Origin of the sequence: Desulfuromonas sp. TF (assembly GCF_000472285.1) — a bacterium.
Taxonomy (GTDB): domain Bacteria; phylum Desulfobacterota; class Desulfuromonadia; order Desulfuromonadales; family ATBO01; genus ATBO01.
In genome coordinates this window covers 494430-513460 of the sequence record NZ_KI421412.1, presented here as the reverse complement: position 1 = coordinate 513460, position 19031 = coordinate 494430, and the positions used below count along the sequence as shown (strand labels likewise).

At 60.4% G+C, this 19031-nt stretch carries 15 protein-coding genes and 1 pseudogene; 9 read left to right on the top strand and 7 right to left on the bottom strand.

The genetic code is table 11. The features are described 5' to 3' along the window. Nucleotides 1–25 precede the first annotated feature (25 nt). From DTF_RS0102345 to DTF_RS25930, 3 genes and pseudogenes are all read left to right on the top strand, one after another. The gene (locus DTF_RS0102345; RefSeq protein WP_027714012.1) at nucleotides 26–1855 is read left to right on the top strand and encodes a TIGR04442 family protein; all 1830 of its coding nucleotides are present in this window, start codon (nucleotides 26–28) and stop codon (nucleotides 1853–1855) included. A gap of 82 nt (nucleotides 1856–1937) precedes the next feature. Continuing rightward, nucleotides 1938–4007, top strand: coding sequence for an elongation factor G (fusA, locus tag DTF_RS0102340; RefSeq protein ID WP_027714011.1), 2070 nt, complete (start codon nucleotides 1938–1940; stop codon nucleotides 4005–4007). A gap of 341 nt (nucleotides 4008–4348) precedes the next feature. Then, nucleotides 4349–4456 (top strand): annotated as a pseudogene (locus tag DTF_RS25930) (DUF2196 domain-containing protein); the annotation flags it as partial. Between the two features lie 43 nt (nucleotides 4457–4499). Here DTF_RS25930 and DTF_RS0102330 read toward each other — a convergent pair. After that, nucleotides 4500–6092: an ammonia-forming cytochrome c nitrite reductase subunit c552 gene (locus tag DTF_RS0102330; protein WP_035055218.1), complete on the bottom strand. Its 1593-nt coding sequence runs from the start codon at nucleotides 6090–6092 to the stop codon at nucleotides 4500–4502. A 198-nt stretch (nucleotides 6093–6290) separates the two neighbouring features. Between DTF_RS0102330 and DTF_RS0102325 the strand changes: the two genes are divergently transcribed. After that, a complete protein-coding gene (locus DTF_RS0102325) occupies nucleotides 6291–6596 on the top strand; it encodes a zf-TFIIB domain-containing protein (RefSeq protein ID WP_027714009.1) in 306 nt (101 codons plus the stop codon). A gap of 108 nt (nucleotides 6597–6704) precedes the next feature. On the opposite strand, the gene DTF_RS0102320 is transcribed toward DTF_RS0102325, so the two are convergent. From DTF_RS0102320 to DTF_RS21505, 4 genes are all read right to left on the bottom strand, one after another. Further along, nucleotides 6705–8366 (bottom strand): right-handed parallel beta-helix repeat-containing protein, encoded by a 1662-nt coding sequence (locus tag DTF_RS0102320; protein ID WP_162148581.1) that lies wholly within the window; start codon nucleotides 8364–8366, stop codon nucleotides 6705–6707. Nucleotides 8367–8436: 70 nt separating this feature from the next. After that, complete coding sequence (locus tag DTF_RS0102315) at nucleotides 8437–9876, bottom strand: multicopper oxidase domain-containing protein (RefSeq protein WP_081702749.1); 1440 nt, start codon at nucleotides 9874–9876, stop codon at nucleotides 8437–8439. Nucleotides 9877–9917: 41 nt separating this feature from the next. Then, nucleotides 9918–11501 carry a multicopper oxidase domain-containing protein gene (locus DTF_RS0102310; RefSeq protein WP_027714006.1) on the bottom strand — a complete coding sequence of 528 codons (1584 nt, stop codon included), beginning with the start codon at nucleotides 11499–11501 and terminating at the stop codon, nucleotides 9918–9920. Between the two features lie 553 nt (nucleotides 11502–12054). Continuing rightward, a complete protein-coding gene (locus tag DTF_RS21505) occupies nucleotides 12055–13404 on the bottom strand; it encodes a serine hydrolase (RefSeq protein ID WP_051360736.1) in 1350 nt (449 codons plus the stop codon). Between the two features lie 213 nt (nucleotides 13405–13617). On the opposite strand from DTF_RS21505, the gene DTF_RS0102295 reads away from it, so the two are divergent. The 5 genes from DTF_RS0102295 to DTF_RS21500 all read left to right on the top strand — a co-directional run bounded on the left by DTF_RS0102295 (nucleotide 13618) and on the right by DTF_RS21500 (nucleotide 18385). Then, nucleotides 13618–14328, top strand: a complete 711-nt coding sequence (locus DTF_RS0102295; RefSeq protein ID WP_027714005.1) for an RluA family pseudouridine synthase — start codon at nucleotides 13618–13620, stop codon at nucleotides 14326–14328. Then, nucleotides 14325–15170, top strand: coding sequence for a methyltransferase domain-containing protein (locus DTF_RS0102290; RefSeq protein ID WP_027714004.1), 846 nt, complete (start codon nucleotides 14325–14327; stop codon nucleotides 15168–15170). The genes DTF_RS0102295 and DTF_RS0102290 overlap by 4 nt, the downstream gene beginning before the upstream one ends. A gap of 352 nt (nucleotides 15171–15522) precedes the next feature. Then, nucleotides 15523–16386 (top strand): PA4780 family RIO1-like protein kinase, encoded by an 864-nt coding sequence (locus tag DTF_RS0102280; protein WP_027714003.1) that lies wholly within the window; start codon nucleotides 15523–15525, stop codon nucleotides 16384–16386. Nucleotides 16387–16441: 55 nt separating this feature from the next. Next, on the top strand, nucleotides 16442–17797 hold the full coding sequence (locus DTF_RS0102275; protein WP_027714002.1) for a DEAD/DEAH box helicase: 1356 nt from the start codon (nucleotides 16442–16444) through the stop codon (nucleotides 17795–17797). Between the two features lie 243 nt (nucleotides 17798–18040). Beyond that, nucleotides 18041–18385, top strand: coding sequence for a hypothetical protein (locus tag DTF_RS21500; RefSeq protein WP_155890670.1), 345 nt, complete (start codon nucleotides 18041–18043; stop codon nucleotides 18383–18385). A gap of 96 nt (nucleotides 18386–18481) precedes the next feature. Here DTF_RS21500 and dmpI read toward each other — a convergent pair whose 3' ends face one another. Both dmpI and DTF_RS0102260 read right to left on the bottom strand, forming a co-directional pair. Further along, on the bottom strand, nucleotides 18482–18673 hold the full coding sequence (gene dmpI, locus DTF_RS0102265) for a 4-oxalocrotonate tautomerase DmpI (RefSeq protein ID WP_027714001.1): 192 nt from the start codon (nucleotides 18671–18673) through the stop codon (nucleotides 18482–18484). Between the two features lie 142 nt (nucleotides 18674–18815). Then, the coding region (locus tag DTF_RS0102260) for an outer membrane protein (RefSeq protein WP_027714000.1) at nucleotides 18816–19031 on the bottom strand (216 nt) is incomplete at its 5' end.

The following is a 19031-nucleotide window of genomic DNA, read 5'->3' as shown; positions in this document are numbered from 1 at the left end:
CCCGAATCGTTTCGGAACAAATCTCATGCATCAGGAAATTCGCCTCCACGGGCACATCAACGACACCATCGAATACTTCGCCACGGCCGCGGCCAGGGACGCTTACCGGTGTTATTTTTACGAGACCAAGGGCTTCGATCTGCGCTTCTTCTCGCCGGGAAACGAATTCGTGCTGGGGGAGGAAGGAATAAGCCACCGGGGTAACGGCGGCTCTTTCTGCGAATATATGTTCGGGGTTGATCTGCCCCTGGCCGATCTGGCCAAAGGCGATGTGCGCAACCGCCTGGTCCTGTACGGGGCCACTTTCCGGGAAGACGGCAGTCTTTCCTTCAGCGGCCGCACCGAAGGCAGCCAGAGTTACGAAAAGATGTTTTTCGAAGGGAATGCCGTCTGCAATTATTTCTTTTTTCTGACCGGGTCGGTTGCCGGAACCCTTCCGGAGCAGCAGGAAGGACTTCTGCGGCTTCTGGGCAAGCTTCTGAAACGAAGTCCCGGAGTAAGCGAAGAGGATGATGCGGATCTAGTCGATGAAATACTCGGGCTTTTGGGCCATAAGAGCTCCCTGTATCTCATAAAACTGATTCACAAGAAGCATAAAATCTACCATGACGCCTTCAATGATCTCTATCAGCGGAATAAGTCCATTCCCGAAGAAGAATTCGGAAAGCTGCAGCATCTGGCGGAAAGCCTCGGCATCGACGAATACCAGCAGGAGCGAATTCGCATCAATGTGATGTACAAGCATCCCGACAATCGGCGGATTGTCGACGAATACAAAAACATCCTTATCGACTGCAACCTCAAGGGGTCCATCAATCAGCTCGAAAACGCCCGCCTGACCCGCCTGAAAACCCTTTCCGTGCGCAACAAGATTCCCTCCGCCCTCTTCTACACCCTGGATGAGATGCTCAAACACGACAATCTCGTCGATCTGTGGGACCAGGATTATATTGCCGAAACCCGACAGATCCTGGAGGGGTTGTTCCTCCATTCACAGCAGATCGACGCCGGCATCGACCGGGAGGACATGATCAAATTGCTTAGGGCCAAGCGGCGCGCCAGTGAGAACCGCGATCATACCTTCGAGCAGATTCTCCTCGAAACAGGCAAGGCCTGTGACGAGAAGATTCGGGACGGCGCCGACCTTACCCTCCTCGAAAGCTTCTCCGCCATCATTACCTACTTCGATCGTTACGACAATGCCTCGGCGGGGATCAATCAACTGGCCTTCATGGAGAACGTTCGTTTTTCCGAAGAGTTGATCCGCAGTCTTCTCGGAAATCGGAAGGCCTTTGCCGAACTCTCCGGCGGTCTGTTCAAGGAACTCTTCTTCACCGGAATTCTTGAAAACAAATACCTGGGTCAGTTCGGACGCAAAAAAGTGCTTTGCCTCGAGGAAGGGTTGAACGGAATCGAAGACGGCAGGATGACGGTGCAGGGTCTGCTGCGGCAGTTGAAGGAAATCGACCGTCAGGAGCGCCTAGCCGTTACCCTCCGCAACCATGTCAAGGACAGGATCCGCAACTTTTACTCCCGATACAATACCCGGGCCGAACAGGATGCCCTGCGCACCGAGATCACCGACGAACTGCGCGCTAAAGGTTTGCTGGAGGGCGATATCCCTATGGAGCTGTTCCGCAACGTGGTGGTGAACATCAAAAAAGAAGCCATCTACCTGCACAACCTGCTGCCGCGGATCATTGCCGACCGGGATACGGTCCTGCGAGAAGACTTCCTCGACAACAGCGGCCTGGACCGTTTTTACGTCGAGGAGCTGGAGCGGGAGTATTTCGAGCTCAACGATCTGCCGATGGAGAACCTCTACCAGATCCGCAAGGGATTCTCCACAGCGTAGGGGCGGGTTCGAGACCCGCCCCTTCTTGCCTTCCTTCCAAATTCCGCTATACTTTCCGGCAACTTATGTGCAGCGAGGCGCCATGAAGTACCCGGATCTTCAGGAAATCCGCAATATCGGCATCATTTCCCATATCGACGCCGGGAAAACCACGGTTTCGGAGCGTATCCTCTTCTACACCGGGGAAATCCATAAGATGGGCGAAGTCCACGACGGCTCCGCCACCATGGACTGGATGGACCAGGAACAGGAGCGCGGGATCACCATCACGGCCACGAGCACCACCTGCCGCTGGCGCAGCTGCACGATCAATCTCATCGACACCCCCGGGCACATCGACTTCACCATCGAGGTGGAACGCTCGCTTCGCGTCCTCGACGGGGCGGTGGCCATCTTCAGCGCCGTGGAAGGAGTGCAGCCGCAGACGGAATCGGTCTGGCGCCAGGCCGACCGCTACCGGGTGCCGCGGGTCTGTCTGATCAACAAGCTCGACCGGGTCGGCGCCGACTGTGAGTCGGTGCTGACCCAGATGGCGGACCGGCTTGGAGCCAGGCCCGTTCTGCTTCAGCTCCCGGTGGGCCTGGAAGGGGAATTCTCGGGGGTTATCGACCTTCTGTCCGAACAGCTCCTCACCTTCGACGAGACGGACCAGGGCCGTACCGTATCCGCCGGTCCCGTTCCCGAGGGGCGCCTCGAGGAAGTGCATGCCGCTCGGGAAAGGATCGTCGAGGCGGCGGCTGACTTCGACGATGCTATTCTCGCCGATTTTCTGGATGGCCGGGAAGTGGGGCCGGAAAGGCTGATGGCCGCTCTGCGCCGTGGGACCCTGGCCTGCCGGCTTTTTCCGGTTCTGCTCGGATCGGCGCTGCGCAACAAGGGAATCCAGCCCCTTCTCGATGCCGTCGGCGCCTATCTTCCTTCACCCCTGGAAACCCCGCCCGTCTCCGCACGTCATCCCGAGGACGGCGAACCTGCCGAACTCCTCGCCTGCGATCCCCAGGGACCTCTATGCGCTCTCGCCTTCAAGGTCCTCTCCGACGAGGGACGCAAACTGACTTACCTGCGACTCTACTCGGGATCGCTGCGAGTGGGGCAGGAAGTTTGCAATGCCGGCCGCGGCAGCATGGAAAAGGTCGCCAGGCTCTTTCGCATGCACGCACATAAACGCGAGCGCCTTGATTCGGCCCGGGCAGGGGACATCGTCGCCGTAACCGGACTCAAAGGAGCTCTTACCGGGGATACGCTGTGCGACCCCGCTCATCTCCTGATTCTGGAGGGGTTAGCCGTCCCCGAGCCGGTCGTTTCCCTGGCGGTCGAACCCCGCGGGGTTGACGACCGGGAAAAACTTCTCCCCTCGTTGGAGAAACTGCAATGGGAAGATCCGACCTTCAGAGTCCGGGAGGATGAGGATACGGGCCAGACGATTCTGACCGGCATGGGGGAGCTGCACCTTGAGGTGATAACGACGCGCCTGGGGCGGGAATTCGGGGTACGAGTCCAGACCGGGCGGCCGCAGGTGGTCTATCGCGAAACCCTGGGAAGACAGATAGAGCGGAGGGAAGTTTTCCACAGAGAAGCGGAGGGACGCATTCAGGGCGGCGAGGTGCTGCTTCGGCTCACTCCCCTGGCCCGCGGGAAAGGCCTGCAGATCATCCTTCCCGAGGCGGAGGGATTCACCTTGCCCGCCGAACTCAGGGAAAACCTTCGCCGAAGTCTGGAGCAGGCCTGCGCCGCAGGGGTAAGAGCGGGATATCCTCTCACTGATCTGCAGGTGGAGGTCCTGGAGGCTCCCTTCGAAGCCGGCATAACGACCGACCTGGGATTGAGGGCCGCCGCCCAGCGCGGCCTGGCCATGGCCGCGCGGGAGGCCTCTCCTACCCTGCTGGAACCGGTCATGGCCCTGGAGGTGACCGTCCCCTCAGAGCACGCCGGCAAGGTTCTGGGCACTCTGCAGCAGAAGCGAGGGCGCGTGGAAGGGATGCTGTCGCGCAGCGACATCGAGGTGATCCGGGCCAGCGTCCCGCTGTCGGAGATGTTCGGATACATGACCGAACTGCGCAGCGCCACCCGAGGGCGCGGCACCTTCACCATGGAGTTTTCCCACTTCGATCAGGCACCGGAGGAGACGCTGCGGCGCTTCGGCCTGCTCTAGGAAAGTGATTTCATGCAACGACGCAACGCGACAGAAGAATGTAGGCTGGAATAAGCGAAGCGTTTCCGGCAATCGACAGAACAGCAATCACCGGCCATCCCGCCTTCTCCTGATTCGGTTATTCCACTTCGGCATCAGCTGCTGTCAAGGGGCTGCGCACGCCGAGCAGTCCCTTGACAAGTCGAGATCCTTGACCCTGAGGTTCAGGCATTCGCTCGCGTCTGAGATAGCTACCTCTTATTTGAAAACAAAAATCAGCAGCTAACCCCTGTATGCAGCGGGTGGGGATTCGTGGATTAAAGAAATCTATTGCTCAAGTCGCATAATTATGGCGGCATTGAGTGGTCAAGGACCTGCTTACCAGCGCGCCGGTCCATACGCGCGGCATCAAGGTGCGGCTCACGGACGGCCATGTCGGCCGGGTCAGGGTCATCGGATCGCCGGAGTAAAAAAGGGGGCGCCTTCACCGGCGCCCCCTTTCACATTACAACGTCAGCGCACCACGGGAGCGCCCGTCTTCGCCTTCATGGCGTCCTGCAGCGTCTTGATCCCCTCCTTGGCGGCCGCTTCCGAGGCGGCCAGGCTCTCCCTCGCCAGGGACGGATTATGCCAGCCGTCGCTGTTCTCAGCCGTCCACCATTCCCAGAGCACGTGGGCGATCTCGTGCTGCTTGCGGGCGGCGGCGAGCGCTTCCTCGGGCACCCCCTGGCGGGCGGCCTCCTCGAAGGTGTCGATCAGCAGCTCCAGGTGGTACTCGGCCTTGCGCATCTTGCCGCGGGTATAGTTCTGCACCGCATCGACCTGGTAGAGGGCTTCCTCCGCAGTGGATTCAGGGTGGCAGCGCAGGCAGACCTGCTCGATCCGCTCCCGCGGTCCGACCATCAGGTGGGAGGTGAAGGTTTCCCCCGCCCCGTTCTTCGCCGGGACCATGTGGCAGTCGATGCATTTCACTCCGGCCCGCTCGTGCACGCTCCCCCAGAACGTTTCGAATTCCGGATGCTGGAGCTTGACCAGGCGGGCGCCGGTCACCGCGTGCCGGAAGTCGCGGAAACCGATCGTGTCGTACTGCTCCAGAATGTCCAGGGCGTTGCGCCAGGGAAAATGGTTGGTGCGGCGGTCATCGAAGCCTATCTTCTCCCCTTCCGGCGTGATGCCGGGATTGCAGCTGTATTCCACATGGCACTGCCCGCAGACCAGGCCGGCGCCGCCCTCGTTGATCAGTCCGATTCGCCGGAAGTCGCGGAAAGTGACCACCTCGACGGCATTCTTCTGGGGATCGGGGGCGTAAGGATTGATGCCTTCGCGGCTGACCGCCTCGATCAGGGCGTCGCGGACGATGCGGGAACGTGCGGCGTGCGGGTCATGACAATGGATGCAGCCCATCACGTTCTGGACATCCTTGACCATGGCATCGACGTCGGAGGTCCGGTCCCACTTCGCGCCGGGGTCCTTGTCTCCCAGGAATTTCCACTTCAGGATCAGGTCGGAGGTCTTGCACTGCAGACAGACGGGATTCCCGGCCTTGGTCGTCGCCGGAAGCGTCCGGCCGGTGTCCTCCACCACGTCCCAGACCTTTCCAGGTCGGGTTACCCCCCACCGCTCCTTGAACTGGTAGCGGCCTGCGGAAAAGCGGTCCACGACCAGCATGTCCGCCACCATGAAGGGATGGGAGCGCGGCTCGTTGTGTTCGACGGTGAATCCGTGCGGGGCCAGCAGCTTGTCCTGCTGCGGCGAGCGCCCTTCCGGAACCCCTTTTTCCTGGCGCGCCGGAGAATTCCAGTTGACCTGGAAGAACGTCTCGTACTGATTCTGATGGCACGCGCCGCAGACCTCCGGATTCAGATCGGTCCGGGGTTTCTCCTGCGGGTTCTTCAGGTGCGCCGGCATCCCGGCATGACAGGTGTCGCAGCCGAGATCGACATGGCTGGAGCCCTTCCAGAGTGTCTGCACCTCTTCGTGGCAGCCGAAGCAGCCGGCCGCATCCACCTTCTCCCCATTCGGCGCCTGGGCTGCCGAAAGCGCTGCCATGCTCACCAGGGCCGCACCCGTCAGGAGCGGCAGCATCCCCTTCCACCATCCTCGCATGTCCACCTCCCGTGATTGCTGTAAGCTGTAAAGCTAAATAATTTTCATGTTAGCAGCCTCTCCCGCCAATGCAATCGGGTGAATCCAAAATAGAAGAAAGGGACTTGACCTCCTTCCGCTCTTCTATATGTTTTATTCGGGGGCGAAAGAAGATGACCCCGGGTTGTAAATCATTCCCTGTCATAGAGGAGCGTTTCCATGGTGCAGAAGCCGAGCGGAAAAGAAGAAGAATACTTTGCCAGAGAGGCGTACGAGAAGCAGAGAAGAATCCATGAGGAGAGGCATAAAGCCCTTGCCGAGGAGGAGAAGAAGCGGCTCAGGGAACTTCATTTTATGAGATGTCCCAAGTGCGGGATGGAACTCGTTGAAATCGACTACAGGACGATCAAGGTCGATAAATGTACCGAATGCGCAGGGGTCTGGCTGGATGCCGGAGAACTCGAGGAGGTCTCGACCCTCGAAAAGGCGGGATTCGAAAGGCTCCTGAGCGTATTCAGGAAGTAGCCGCCGAGACGCCGCCAGCTTTTGCTGCGTACCACGGAAGACAGGAAAATCCACCCGGGGAGAGGGACTTATGGTTTATCCATGGCTGGCAGCCATGGGAAGGTCGTTTCAGGGTGTCGCAGACAGAGTCGCCGCGATGGCCGCGATCTCCTGTTGGGTCAGGTTAATATCGCTCATGGAAAAGTTGGTGGCGATCTGAAAGTTGATTTCGTCCGCGGTCGTGTTGGTAACGTTCGGCCCTACCGATCCGCGGCCCAGGCCATTGCCGCGATGACAGTGGCCGCAATTGGTCTCGAAGAGCGCCGCGCCGTCGAGAGGGATGCCGCACTCTCCTGGAGCAATGGGGACGACCGGCTCGACGCGCTCGGCGAGGGTGTCGTTCAGATCCTCGAAAAAGCGAAGATCACCTCCGGCGACGTTATCGATCTGGAACGATGAGTTGCCGGCAGCGTTGGCGTTGTTGACCAGCTCCAGGCAAAGGGCCGCGCCAGGGGAGGCCGTCGACGCGTGAAAGTCGAAAACCGCTCCGCTTCCGGTCAGATTGCCGTTGGCGGCAAAGGCGTGCAACTGGGCGGTGGCGGCAGCCAGAAGACCGATGGCCTCGCCGCTGCTGGCCGAGATGGAATTGCGGGAGAGGAGGGTGGTGACACCGGCGCCGCCCAGACTGTCGATACGGATTCCCTTGTCCGCAGCGGCGAGGCCGGCGGTGGCTATGGTATTGGTCAGGATGTTCAGCGTCACCTCGGTGCCGGCACCGTCGAGATTGCATGCAATCCCGTTGCGAACCGCGCTGGTTATAGTGTTGCGGCTTATGGTCACCCTGGCGACAACAGGTGTTGCAGGCACCATGTCCCCGGTCCGGTCCTCATTGTTGGCCACCTTGATGGCCGTGCCCGGCGAACCGCTGATCGTGTTGCGGGTCACCAGGTTTTCGCCGGTGACGTGGAGCAGCCGTATCCCTTCGCTGCCGTTGTCGGGATCGAAATTCCGAATGATATTGTCGTGCAGGCTGTATCCGCCGCCCCCCATGGCTAGAATGCCTTCGTTGAAGGCCGGCTGGAGGATGAAGCCAGCAACCTCGTTGTTTGAGGCGAGCGTGACGACAGGCGAGTCGCCGACTGCTGCCAGTGCGGCGTTGGATATAAGAGATTCGGGCACCGGATCGACGATGGGCACGCCGTTTACTCGCAATCCCACCCCTTCGCCGAGCAGTCGCTGACCGTTTTTCAGGGTGATGCCGGTGTCCTGACCGGTGTCCGTCTGATCGCCGGCAAACACGAAGAGGATGTCGTTCTCGTCCGCGGCGGCTTCGGCTTGTGCCAGGGTTAGAAAGGGAGACAACTGAGTCCCTTGGTTGGCTCCGGCATCATTGTTCCGCACGTACCAGATGCGCTCTTCAAGCGTGATTGTCGCCGTGACCGCACCACCGCTGGTGGTGTAGCTGAAAGTGTCGTCCGCGTTCTGGAGGCCGACCGGAGGATCGTAGACGAAGGCTCCGGTGGCCAGATTGACGGTGACGGCCCCTCCTTGGCCGGTGACGCTTGAGGCCGTGGAGATGGTGGTGCCGGGCGGGTCGTTGGCGAGCAAGCCGTCGGATGCGGTGACGTTGAGGCGGGTGTTGCCGGTCCAGGTGAAGCGGTCAGCCCGTGGCGCGGGCACGGTGCTGCCGTCCCCGCCACCACCTCCGCACGCGGTCAAGGCAACCAGGAGGACAAGAGACAGGGCGACAGGAGATAGGACCGCCATCGAGGACTTCAGCGCTGGGTGCATTCCTTCCCCTTTCCTGAAATGGGTGCGGGGGGATAGGAACATCCCCCCGCGGTTTACATGTGTGATTTTTCTAAAGAGCGGGTTCGTTGATGACGATGGGGATCCGGGCGGTCACCAGGAGCGGCTCGACTCCCTGAATGTTCGGACCTTTGGCGGAGAAGAATTTCACCTCGGCAAAGCTGTTGATGGGCGAGGAGGAGCGGATCAAGGCATCGAAACGGCGTGCCGTGCTCATGTGGTAGGGCGTTCCGGCCTTGAGCTCGAAGGCGTGGTTGTAGCGTGCGAAGGGAGGAACCCCCAATGCACGCCCGTCGAAGGCGATGATCACTACGTCGACCGGGAAGGTGACCTCGATGCGGTTGTAGGCCGCATTCAGGACCCGGATCAGGACCACCTGGTCGACCTCGGCGTTCACGTCCACCTGCATCCCGGCCACGCCGCTGTTCAGGACGGCAGGAACGACGTTGCCGGAAGGAATGGATGCGGTTCCTCCTTTATGGGCCGGTACCGGTACGCCGCTGACGAACCAGTAGTCGGCGTTGAAATCGTGGAAGAAGCCTTTGGGGAACTGGTCGTCGACCCCGGGACGGTTGACCGGGAGCGCCGCAACCGGGGGGTTCGTATCCAAAACGGCCTCGTCAGAAAAATGTCCATCCTCGGTGAAGGCCCCTCCGGGGTAGAAAGCCTTGGCATCGGAGGCCAGGTCGCTCCAGACCGAGTCCCGGTCGTCGAGCACCCAGAGGGCTTCGACGTCGTATTCGACGGTGAAGGCATGGGGATCGGGGTCTCCAAGTGCGCCGTCCAGAGGTCCGGCCACCCCCCAGGTGGCGTCTCCGTCGACATACTTGTCATCGAATTTCGAGAAATTTTCCAGATTGGCCGCGGTTCGGCGAGGGTATCCGCCGGCGTTGGGTCCTTCGAAGGCGTCGGGAGGTTCGACCAGGAACATGCCGTAAAGGCCGAACTCGAAATGCTGAACCGTATTGCGGTGGCAGTGGTAGAAATAGGTCCCGATGAAGTTGGGTTGAAGCTGGTAGGTGTACCCGTTGCCTCCCCCGTCGATTTCCATCGAGCAGTGGCCGACGCCGTCGTTCATCGGCGTCGGCTCCTGTCCGTGCCAGTGGATCGTGTGAGGGGGCGGACCGCTGGCCTGGGCCAGGCAATGGAAGATGGCTCCGCGGGGGACGCGAATGGTGGCGCCGGGAAAATGGCCGTCCCCCTCCCGGTCGTCCGAGTCCCGGAAGGTCATGAACTCTAGATCCTTGGCGTCATCCCACGTGCGCAGGGTCAGCCCGTGCAGGAGCCGGCGCTGCACGACATTGGGTGTGTCCACCCGGAAAACGTCCTGCCCGAGGGTCTGCTCCATGAAGGCGGGGACCGGATTGGTGGGGGCCAGGCGCTCCGGCAGGGCCGGGGTTTCCCCGGGAGGATCCCACATCTTGGTCCAGGCGCCCTGCATGCCGGCGATCCTTTTACGAACTATCCGGTGAGCGGGATTAGAGAATGACATTTTTTTCTCCTTTACTTATCGCCAAATGGTATTGATCGGAATCAGGACTCAGTTGTCGAGCCGTCGGGCCACCCGCCTGCGGGGCTGCCGGTGACGCCGACGCGGCGCCCGAGCATCAGCATCATTTCAAACTCGGGTTCCAACGGGAAATTCATCTGGCCTGGGGTATTGCGGTCGCCGATAAAGTAGATTCCGGCGATCATGCCGCTGTTATAGTTGCCGCCCTGGGCCGTCTGCGAGGCTTCGGTGTGGTCGTGCATCGGATAGCACAGCGGCGACTGCCGCATGCCGACATCGACCAGGACGTTGGGATCGTCGTAGCTCTGGACCATGGTCCCCTGCGGAGGGAAAAAGCGATCGAACTCTTCCAGCGGCGGCCAGGTCGTGCCGCCGCCCGCCGTCGAACGTCCCGCGTCGGCCCGGCCGATGCCCCTCTGGTTGGGGATGTCGGGGGGACGCATGAAGGGAATCGTGTAGTCGACGTGGTCCATCGGAAAGACGTTGTAGACATCGACCCAGAGGGGGTTCTCCTGGGCCTCGTTGTTGACGGCCGTCACGAAGAAGTGATTGGCGTGCAGATGCAGGGAGTGAACCGTCATGCCCGCGTTGAGGATGCGCACCAAGGTGGGTTCTCCGATGCGGTGAAAGGGAGTGATGGCCGGATTGTGGTGGGCGAAGAACCCCGACTGGCCGTTGATGGTGAAAAAATGGGGTTTCCGGTTGAAGTTCTCGGTTTTGGGCAGACCGACGCCGGGGTCCGTGCGCGGGTCGTTGCTGGTGTTGATGAAGGGATCGTTGAGAAAGGCTTCGACAAAGGTCGCGGCATCGAACTCGACGCCGGGGTTGTTCTCATGGTGCCGCCCGACTTCGGCGAAGAGGACCGGACTGGCCTGATGGCAGAGCCAGACGTACTGGCGGAAGGGCTCGACGAAGGAGGCGGGGCGGACATCGCCCTCTTCCCAGGCCAGCCCCGGCCACCAGGGAGCGCTGCCGAAGTCGTCGAAGAGCTGCTGAACCGCCTGTGTGGGATCTTTGTAAGGCGTCCACCTGTCTCCTGAAGCCTCCTTGGGCATGACCACCAGGGCGCCGTGAAGGCCCATCACCCGGTTCACGGGCGCATTGAGATTGTCGTGATAGAGAAAGACGCCGGTATCTTTGGCTTCGAACTCCCCTTCCCACGTTTCTCCCGGCTCGATCGGGCCGCTGTCGACCAGCCCCTCGATGAAGAAGGCGTGGGGGACGTCCAGGGTGTTGGTGACTCTCAACGCGATGCGGTCCCCTTCCGTGGCGAAGATCTGCGGCCCGGGGCAGTCAACGGGGAAGTCGACCACGTTCTCGGGATCGGTCGCGTCACTGACCTGATAAGCCCAGAAATAGCACAGGGCCTCGCCTCCGCCCTGACTGAGGGGCTCGTGGGTGATCATTTCCTTGACGGCATCGGTAATGGTGAAGTTGAGAGTCGCGGCAACTTCGTCATTGCCGCCGCCGGCGGGGAGATCGTCGTCGTCCCCTCCGGTGCCACCGTTTCCTCCACCGCCTCCGCCCCCACCGCAGCCACCTACATAGATGGCGGCCAGGCCCAGGCCCGAATACTTCAAGAATTGGCGTCGTTTCAGTACCTTCATTTCATCGTCTCTCTTTGTGTCGGGTGAAAGGGAACAGGACAAAAGAATAAATATTTTGTTCATGGGGCGAAGGCCCCTTCTGGCGATTCATGGTTTTCATGAGAATTGCAAGGTTTATTATGGCTGATCCGGGGGAAATTTAGCCATGGGGGAAGTCCCTGCTTTAAGGGGGGGCTTTTCCCCCTGTTTTTCAAACAGTTCCAGAAATTTTTGGCCACCGGCCTTTCGTCCGTGCATTCTTGCCAATGGGCTTTTACGGGGCACCATGGAAGGGCAGGGGGACGTTCAAGGGAGAGGTTATGGGGAGGCGATATCTGGCTTGGATGGTGTCGGCGGTCCTGCTAACCGCCTGTGGAGGTTCTTCGGGGGATGACAGGCCGCCGCCGCTAGGCCCGCTGGCCTATCTGGCGCTTGGGGCGAGCGATGCAGGGCGATGTGGATGGGTTCCATCCTTCCGACGAAGGGCATGCACGCATTGCCGAGGCGTTCCTGCTGGTCATCCGACCCGCTCTCGGTTTTCCCGCGCCGGAGTGAGAGGGGGCTGGTGAAGTGTCTATTGAGAAACAGAGGAGATGGGCGGGGAAAAGTTCCTGGATTCTGCGGAGGATGTCCCGATCGCCTCGTAGACTACGTCCTGAATGCGCGAACGAATATTCAACTTCGCGAGCTTGTTTACCGTCTGCGAGGGGTAGAGCCGGTTCGATAGAAAGATATAGATCAGTCGATGTTCAGGATCGATCCACACGCACGTACCGGTATAGCCGGTATGGCCGAAGGTCTCAGGCGAGGCCAGTCTGCAGGGATAACCCTCCTTCGATTCGGGGTCCCAGCAATCGAAACCCAGACCGCGTCGGCTGTCATCGGAGTGGCGGGACGAAAACTGTCTCACCGTTTCGGGCCTGATATAGTGCCGGCCGTTATAGATGCCGCCATTCAGAAGCATCTGGGATAGGATGGCGAGGTCATAGGCGGCGGCGAACAGCCCGGCATGGCCCGATACGCCGCCCGCCATGGCCGCTCCCGGATCCTGCACGTACCCTTTCAGCAGCTGCCCGCGAAAGTAAGTGTCGATCTCGGTGGGGACGATCCGTGCTTCGGCAAAGCGGTCGAGCGGACAGAAACCCACGGAACAGGCGCCTAAAGGCCGGTAGAACTGCTCGTCGACATACGCATCCAGAGATTGCTGCACGATGCGCTCCAGAACCTCCTTCATCACGAACATGCCGATATCGCTGTAGATCGATTTTCCCGGTGTCCGCAGCGGCGAGTCGATGATCTGCTTCCACATCACTTCACTGTAATAATCGCTGCCCAGATAAAAGCGCTCCGCCACTTTGACAGGGTAACGGGCAGAGGATTCGGTGCTGTAATCGCCCTCACCGATACCGCGGAAAAAGGGGATGAATGGAATGAAGCCGGCCCGGTGCGTCAGCAGATCGCGCACTATTATGGCGGCTTTGTCGGGATGCGAATGGTTCAATTCGCTCAGGTAGGTGCCCACTGTGGCATCCAGGTCCAGTTTCCCCTGGTCCACCAGGCGCATGGCCGCGATCGTGGTGGCGAAAATCTTGGTGACCGATGCCACATCATAGATGTCGAACGGCCGCGTCGGCACTTCTTTGTCGTACGTATGATGCCCGTAGGCTCGATCAAAGATGATCTTCCCGTCCTTGAGCACCACCACCACGGCGCCCGGCGTGGCCCTTTCACGGATAGCCTCTTTGACGATGGCATCTATTTCCTTCAATTTTTTCGGATTTATACCCGCGGAGCGCGGATCGGCATAATCCAGATTGTACAGTGCAGAGATAAAGCGCTCCTTCCGCGCCTGCTCCGGAGAGCATCCCGCCAGCAGCGAAAGGAGCAGAACTCCTGTAAATAGGACAAATAACTTTCCAGTCATTTCAGGATGTGTCCTGTCAGGGGGAGGGGATGTGTTCAATGTTGATTCGGGTTTCGGTGCGGGGGTTATATGAAGACTATCCAGATCCTCGGCAGATGGCAAGACCGAAAAAAATAAACCTGTACCCTTTTGCCTCCTGGATATAAGCTGGAAATCTGCGCTCATGGGTAAGCCCTGAACAGGACCAGCGGGCCAGGGAAAGGTGGAAGCACATTGGATCATCCGCGCAAAGACAACCGGCCGGCCCGAAAGCATCAGCCCCGGGGGCTGCCCATCCTGCATGAAGACAGGGATATCCTCGTGGTGGATAAGCCTTCCGGGCTGCTGACCATCGGCACGGAGCGGGACAAGTCGAGAACGGCCCACTACCTGCTCAACGATTATGTCCGCAAGGGAGATCCGAAATCGAGAAACAGGGTGTATGTGGTCCATCGCCTGGATCAGGACACGTCCGGGATACTGCTTTTTGCCAAAAGCGAGCAGGCCAAGAAATTCCTGCAGGAGAATTGGGAGCAGACCGACAAGCGCTATCTGGCCATCGTCCACGGACGGCTGACGCCCGGGGAGGGCACGATCTCCACCTTCCTGGCCGAGAATGCCGCCCAAAGGGTCTACTCGACCCCTGACGCCGCCAAAGGGAAGCTCTCCCATACGACCTACAAGGTATTGAAAGAGACCAGGGGGTTCAGCCTGCTGGAAATCCACCTCCTCACCGGAAGGAAGCACCAGATCCGGGTGCATCTCTCGGAAATGGGGCATCCCGTCGTGGGAGACAGGAAATACGGGAGCGGGGAAACAGTCTCAAAACGGCTTGCCCTTCATGCCCGATCGATTTCCTTCATTCACCCTTACAATGGCAGGACCATGAGCTTCGACACCGGAATGCCGGAGGATTTTGTCAGGCTGCTCGGCAAGCTGTCATGAGCAAAAACGGCTACTGGTTCTATTCGGCTGTTGCCCGCCGGATCCTCGACGCGATGGACAGAGGCGACAACCGCATTGACATTTCGGTCGATCTCAACCTCTCCCGCGGCACATTCGGCCTCTGCGGCGACGGGCTGACCCTGGACGCGGAGAACCGGCTGAGCCGGGAAGAGCTGCGGCGGATTGAGGGGAAGGAGAACAGGATCTTCCACCTGGAGGACGGCCGGCTCGAGGTGCTCGAGGCGAGGGGTGACGGTTATTACAAGCTCGTCCCCACGGATCAGGCGCCGCTGCTGGAAATCAGCGGAGTAAAAATGCACATCTCGAAGGGGGTCAATCCCTTTGAAAGTGCCGGGCAGATGGCCGCGCAGGTCGTGAAAAAAGGGGACCGGGTGCTGGATACCTGCAGCGGGCTCGGCTACGCGGCCTCGGCAGCGCTGAATCTAGGGGCGCGCGAAGTCGTTTCGGTCGAGCGGAGCGCAACGGTGATGGAGCTGCGCAAGAAGAACCCGTGGTCGCAGAGGATTTTCGGCGCCGGCATCCAGCTGGTCCATGCCGATATCGATGACTACATCAGGGAGCTCGCGGACGAATCCTTTGATTCGATCATTCATGATCCGCCCCGGTTTTCCCTCGCCGGGGAGCTCTATGGAGAGCGTTTCTACCGGGAGATTTACCGTGTGCTGAGAAGGCGCGGCGTCCTGTTCCATTATACGGGCAACCCGCATCTGCTGAAGCGCGGCACCAGCTTTACAGATCATGCCGCGCAGAGGCTCAGGGAGGCCGGCTTCACCAAAGTGGTGAAAATCGTCGAGCTCATGGGCGTCACGGCATACAAGTAGTCCGTACCGCCGGCCCCAAAAAAAAGAGTCCTCCGAAAACCCGGGCGTGCTATGATGATCCGAATATCGTCTCGTCGTATCCTGACAGGAGAACCATCATGAGCAAGGGCATGGACAGCAAGAAGCCGGAAAAAAAGCAACCGGCCAAAACCATGAAGGAAAAGAAGGCCGATAAAAAGATCAAAAAAGCGGAAAAGAAGTAGTTCCGGGCGGGCTCTGGGGCCCGCCCGGGTCATAACACCGGAAGTACTTGAGTCGGCCTGAAATCGACGTGGTTTCAGGCTTTTTTTATAGCGGCGGCGCAACTCGAAGGCGCGCGGCGCACCGCGATCCCAAAATGGAAAAAACATCGATGAAAATCCCAAAACGGTTGGAACCTCTGCTGCAGGACGGCCTGATCGAGGAGGTTCTCGCCCAGTTGATGAGCGGCAAGGAAGCCGAGGTCTACGTGGTGCGCAGCGAAGGCGAAATCCGCTGCGCCAAGGTCTATAAAGAGCTCAAGCAGCGCAGCTTTCAGAAGCAGACCCAGTACATGGAGGGGCGCAAGGTGCGCAACAGCCGACGCTCCCGCGCCATGGAGAAGCACTCGAAGTTCGGGCGCAAGGAGCAGGAGACGGCCTGGCAGAACGCCGAGGTCGACGCCCTTTACCGCCTGGCCGATGCCGGGGTGCGCGTCCCCAGACCCTATTCCTTTTACGAGGGGGTGCTGCTGATGGAGCTGGTGGTCGGTGCCGGCGGCGAAGTCGCCCCGCGCCTCAACGACCTGCAGCTGAACGCGGCGCTGGCCCGGGACTACCATCGCCTGCTGATCGGTGAGGTGGTGCGCATGCTCTGCGCCGGGCTGGTGCACGGCGACCTCTCCGAGTTCAACGTGCTGGTCGCCTGCGACGGGCCGGTGATCATCGATCTGCCCCAGGCGATCGACGCCGCCGGCAACAACAACGCCGGCCGCCTCTTCGCCCGGGACGTCGACAACCTCGCCGCCTACTTCGGCCGGTACGCTCCTGAACTCCTGGCCACCGCCTATTCCGAGGAGATCTGGCACCTCTACGAGAAAGGCAGGCTGCGCCCGGAGTCAACCTTGACCGGCTGCTTTGCGCGGAGCGAGAAACCCGCCGACGTCCGCAGCGTCATGCGCGAGATCGACGACTCGCGCAAGGAAGCGCTCGCCCGAGAGCTCGGACGCATGCGGATGGCGTCAGGCGCAAAGGGATGAAGAACCGGCGGTCGGCGCCATCGGCTGTTTTGGATCACTTAAAGGATTTCTTTCCATGTCATTTGACTCTCTAGGCCTGTGCGCCGAGCTGCTGAGCGCGATCGGCGCACAGGGCTATACCACACCGACCCCCATTCAGACCCAGGCGATCCCGGTGATTTTCGAGGGCTGCGACCTGCTGGCGGGCGCCCAGACCGGCACCGGCAAGACGGCGGCGTTCGCCCTGCCGATCGTGCAGAGGCTGAGTGAAAAGACCCCTCCGGAGAAGCGACGGCGTCCGCGGGCGCTGGTCCTGGTGCCGACCCGCGAACTGGCGGCCCAGGTCAGCGAGCAGATGCAGAATTACGGACGGCGGCTGTCGCTGCGCTCGACCACGATCTACGGCGGGGTGAACATCCAGGCGCAGATCGAGCGGCTGCATCGCGGGGTCGACATCGTCGTCGCGACGCCTGGGCGGCTTCTCGATCACGCCGAACGAAATACCATCAACCTGTCCAGGATCGAGGTCCTGGTGCTGGACGAGGCCGACCGCATGCTCGACCTTGGGTTCATCGACGACATCCTCAAAGTGGCGGAGTATCTCCCGGAGAACCGCCAGAGCCTGCTCTTCTCGGCGACCTATTCGCAAAACATCAAGGATCTTGCCGACGAGCTGCTTCACCAGCCGCGGCGCATCGAGGTGGCGCGCCGCAATATCGCCGCCGACGCGGTGACCCAGGCCGTTTATCCGGTGGAGCGGGCGCGCAAACGGGAAATGCTCTCCCACCTGATCCGCAAGGGGGAATGGAATCAGGTGCTGGTCTTCGCCCGCACCCGCTACGGCGCGGACAAGCTGACCGCCGAATTGCTCTTCGACGGCATCAAGGCCGCCGCCATCCACAGCAACAAGAGCCAGTCGATCCGGACGCGCACCCTGGCGGAGTTCAAGAGGGGAGAGCTGCGCGTGCTGGTGGCGACCGATGTGGCGGCGCGCGGCCTCGACATCGAGCGTCTGCCGCATGTCGTGAATTACGACCTGCCCCAGGTCCCCGAAGACTATGTGCATCGCATCGGCCGCACCGGCCGGGCCGGAGAGGACGGGGTGGCCCTCTCGCTCCTGTGTCCGGAAGAACAGCCGCTGCTGAAAGCAATCGAGAAGCTGCTCAAATATGCCATCCCGCGACAGACCCTGGAGGAATTCCCGCAGGTTGCGGTCGTGCGGTGGGTGCAGGCGAAAACGGGCAAGGCGGCTAATCCTCCGTCCAAATCGAAGAAGAGAGCGGCCAGGCCGGCGCAGGCTAAAGTCAAGCCCGTCAAGGCCTCGCCTCCGGCTACGAAATCGACAAAGTCCACTCCTGCCCGGCGGAAAAAGGCCGCGGAGGAATGTCCCGCCCCCAAGATAGGTCGCCGCGGGCAAAGGTCGAAACGCTGAAGGAATCCGGGGATGGTTGGGGGGCAGTGAGGACGTTCACAAGAAGGCGGTCGATTTGACCGCCTTTTCCTTTGGGGTTCCGTCCGGAATCATTAACCGGCGAAGGGTTGGTTTACCGCTATAATACGGCTAGGGGAAGAAGGCAAAAATCCCGTGTCGGGCCTGCTGAGGGCCTCCGCGGATATATACTGAGAAGCAGGATGCATCGGCTGGAAAATTCATGGAAGAAAGGGGACAACCATGTTGACGGCAAGCATAACCTTCTTCGCCCTGGCTATTTTCGCCGGGCTGACGATGGCGACGTTGCATTTCCAAGGCAAGAAGATTCCCCTGGCGTTGGGCCTGGGTCACGGATCTCTGGCGGCCACCGGCCTGGTGCTGCTGCTTCTGGTCGTCTTCAGGCAAGCCACCGCCGGTATGCTGGCGGTGGCCGCAGGGGTCTTCGCGGTGACTGCTCTCGGCGGTCTGGGCCTCATCTCCTACGCGTTGCGGGACCGGCGCCTGCCCACGCCGTTGCTGTTTTTGCACGCCTCGCTGGCACTGATCGGGTTTTTGCTTCTGCTGTCGGTTGCGCTGACTCCTCCCTGATGCTCAGGTCGGAACGCTAAAAGGAACCTGAAAACAATGGGGCCCGTGAGAGAGACATAACAGGAAAAGGCAGCCTATCGGCTGCCTTTTCCTGTTTCACTTGTGAAGATCGACGAGAAGCTCACCACCGACCGCGACCCTCTCCGGCGTGCTTTCGCGGATGAGCACGATCATCTTCTCGCGCGACAGCCCATAGGCTTTGGCGGCGGCGTCGGTCAGTTCACGGACCATGGCTCGACGGGTGTCGAGGTCTTTGATCTCCGGTCCCTCGATGGTGATAATCGGCATGGGATTTTCCTCCTTTTTTCTATTTTAGTTTGTTTCTTCATTTGTTGCGGTGGTTGCCGGGTCGGCCGCCATGGGCAAGCGCCCCATGATCCGGCAAGCGGCGCACAATTTCTTCGGGGATGGTTTGCCTGGGAGATTGATCTCAGAAAGTTACCCTCACCCCCAACTGGACTTGGTGGGTTCGGTACTCGGATTCGAACTCTTCGCCCTGAGCATCCCGGAATTCGGGGTCGAGGGTCGCAAAATACCGGTAGCCCAGGTCCAGGGCGAAATGCGGACTGAGCTCGTATCCCAGTCCCGCTCCGAATTGAAAGGCAAAGCGGTTGTCCTCATCGTCCACCAGGAGGCCTCGGGAAAT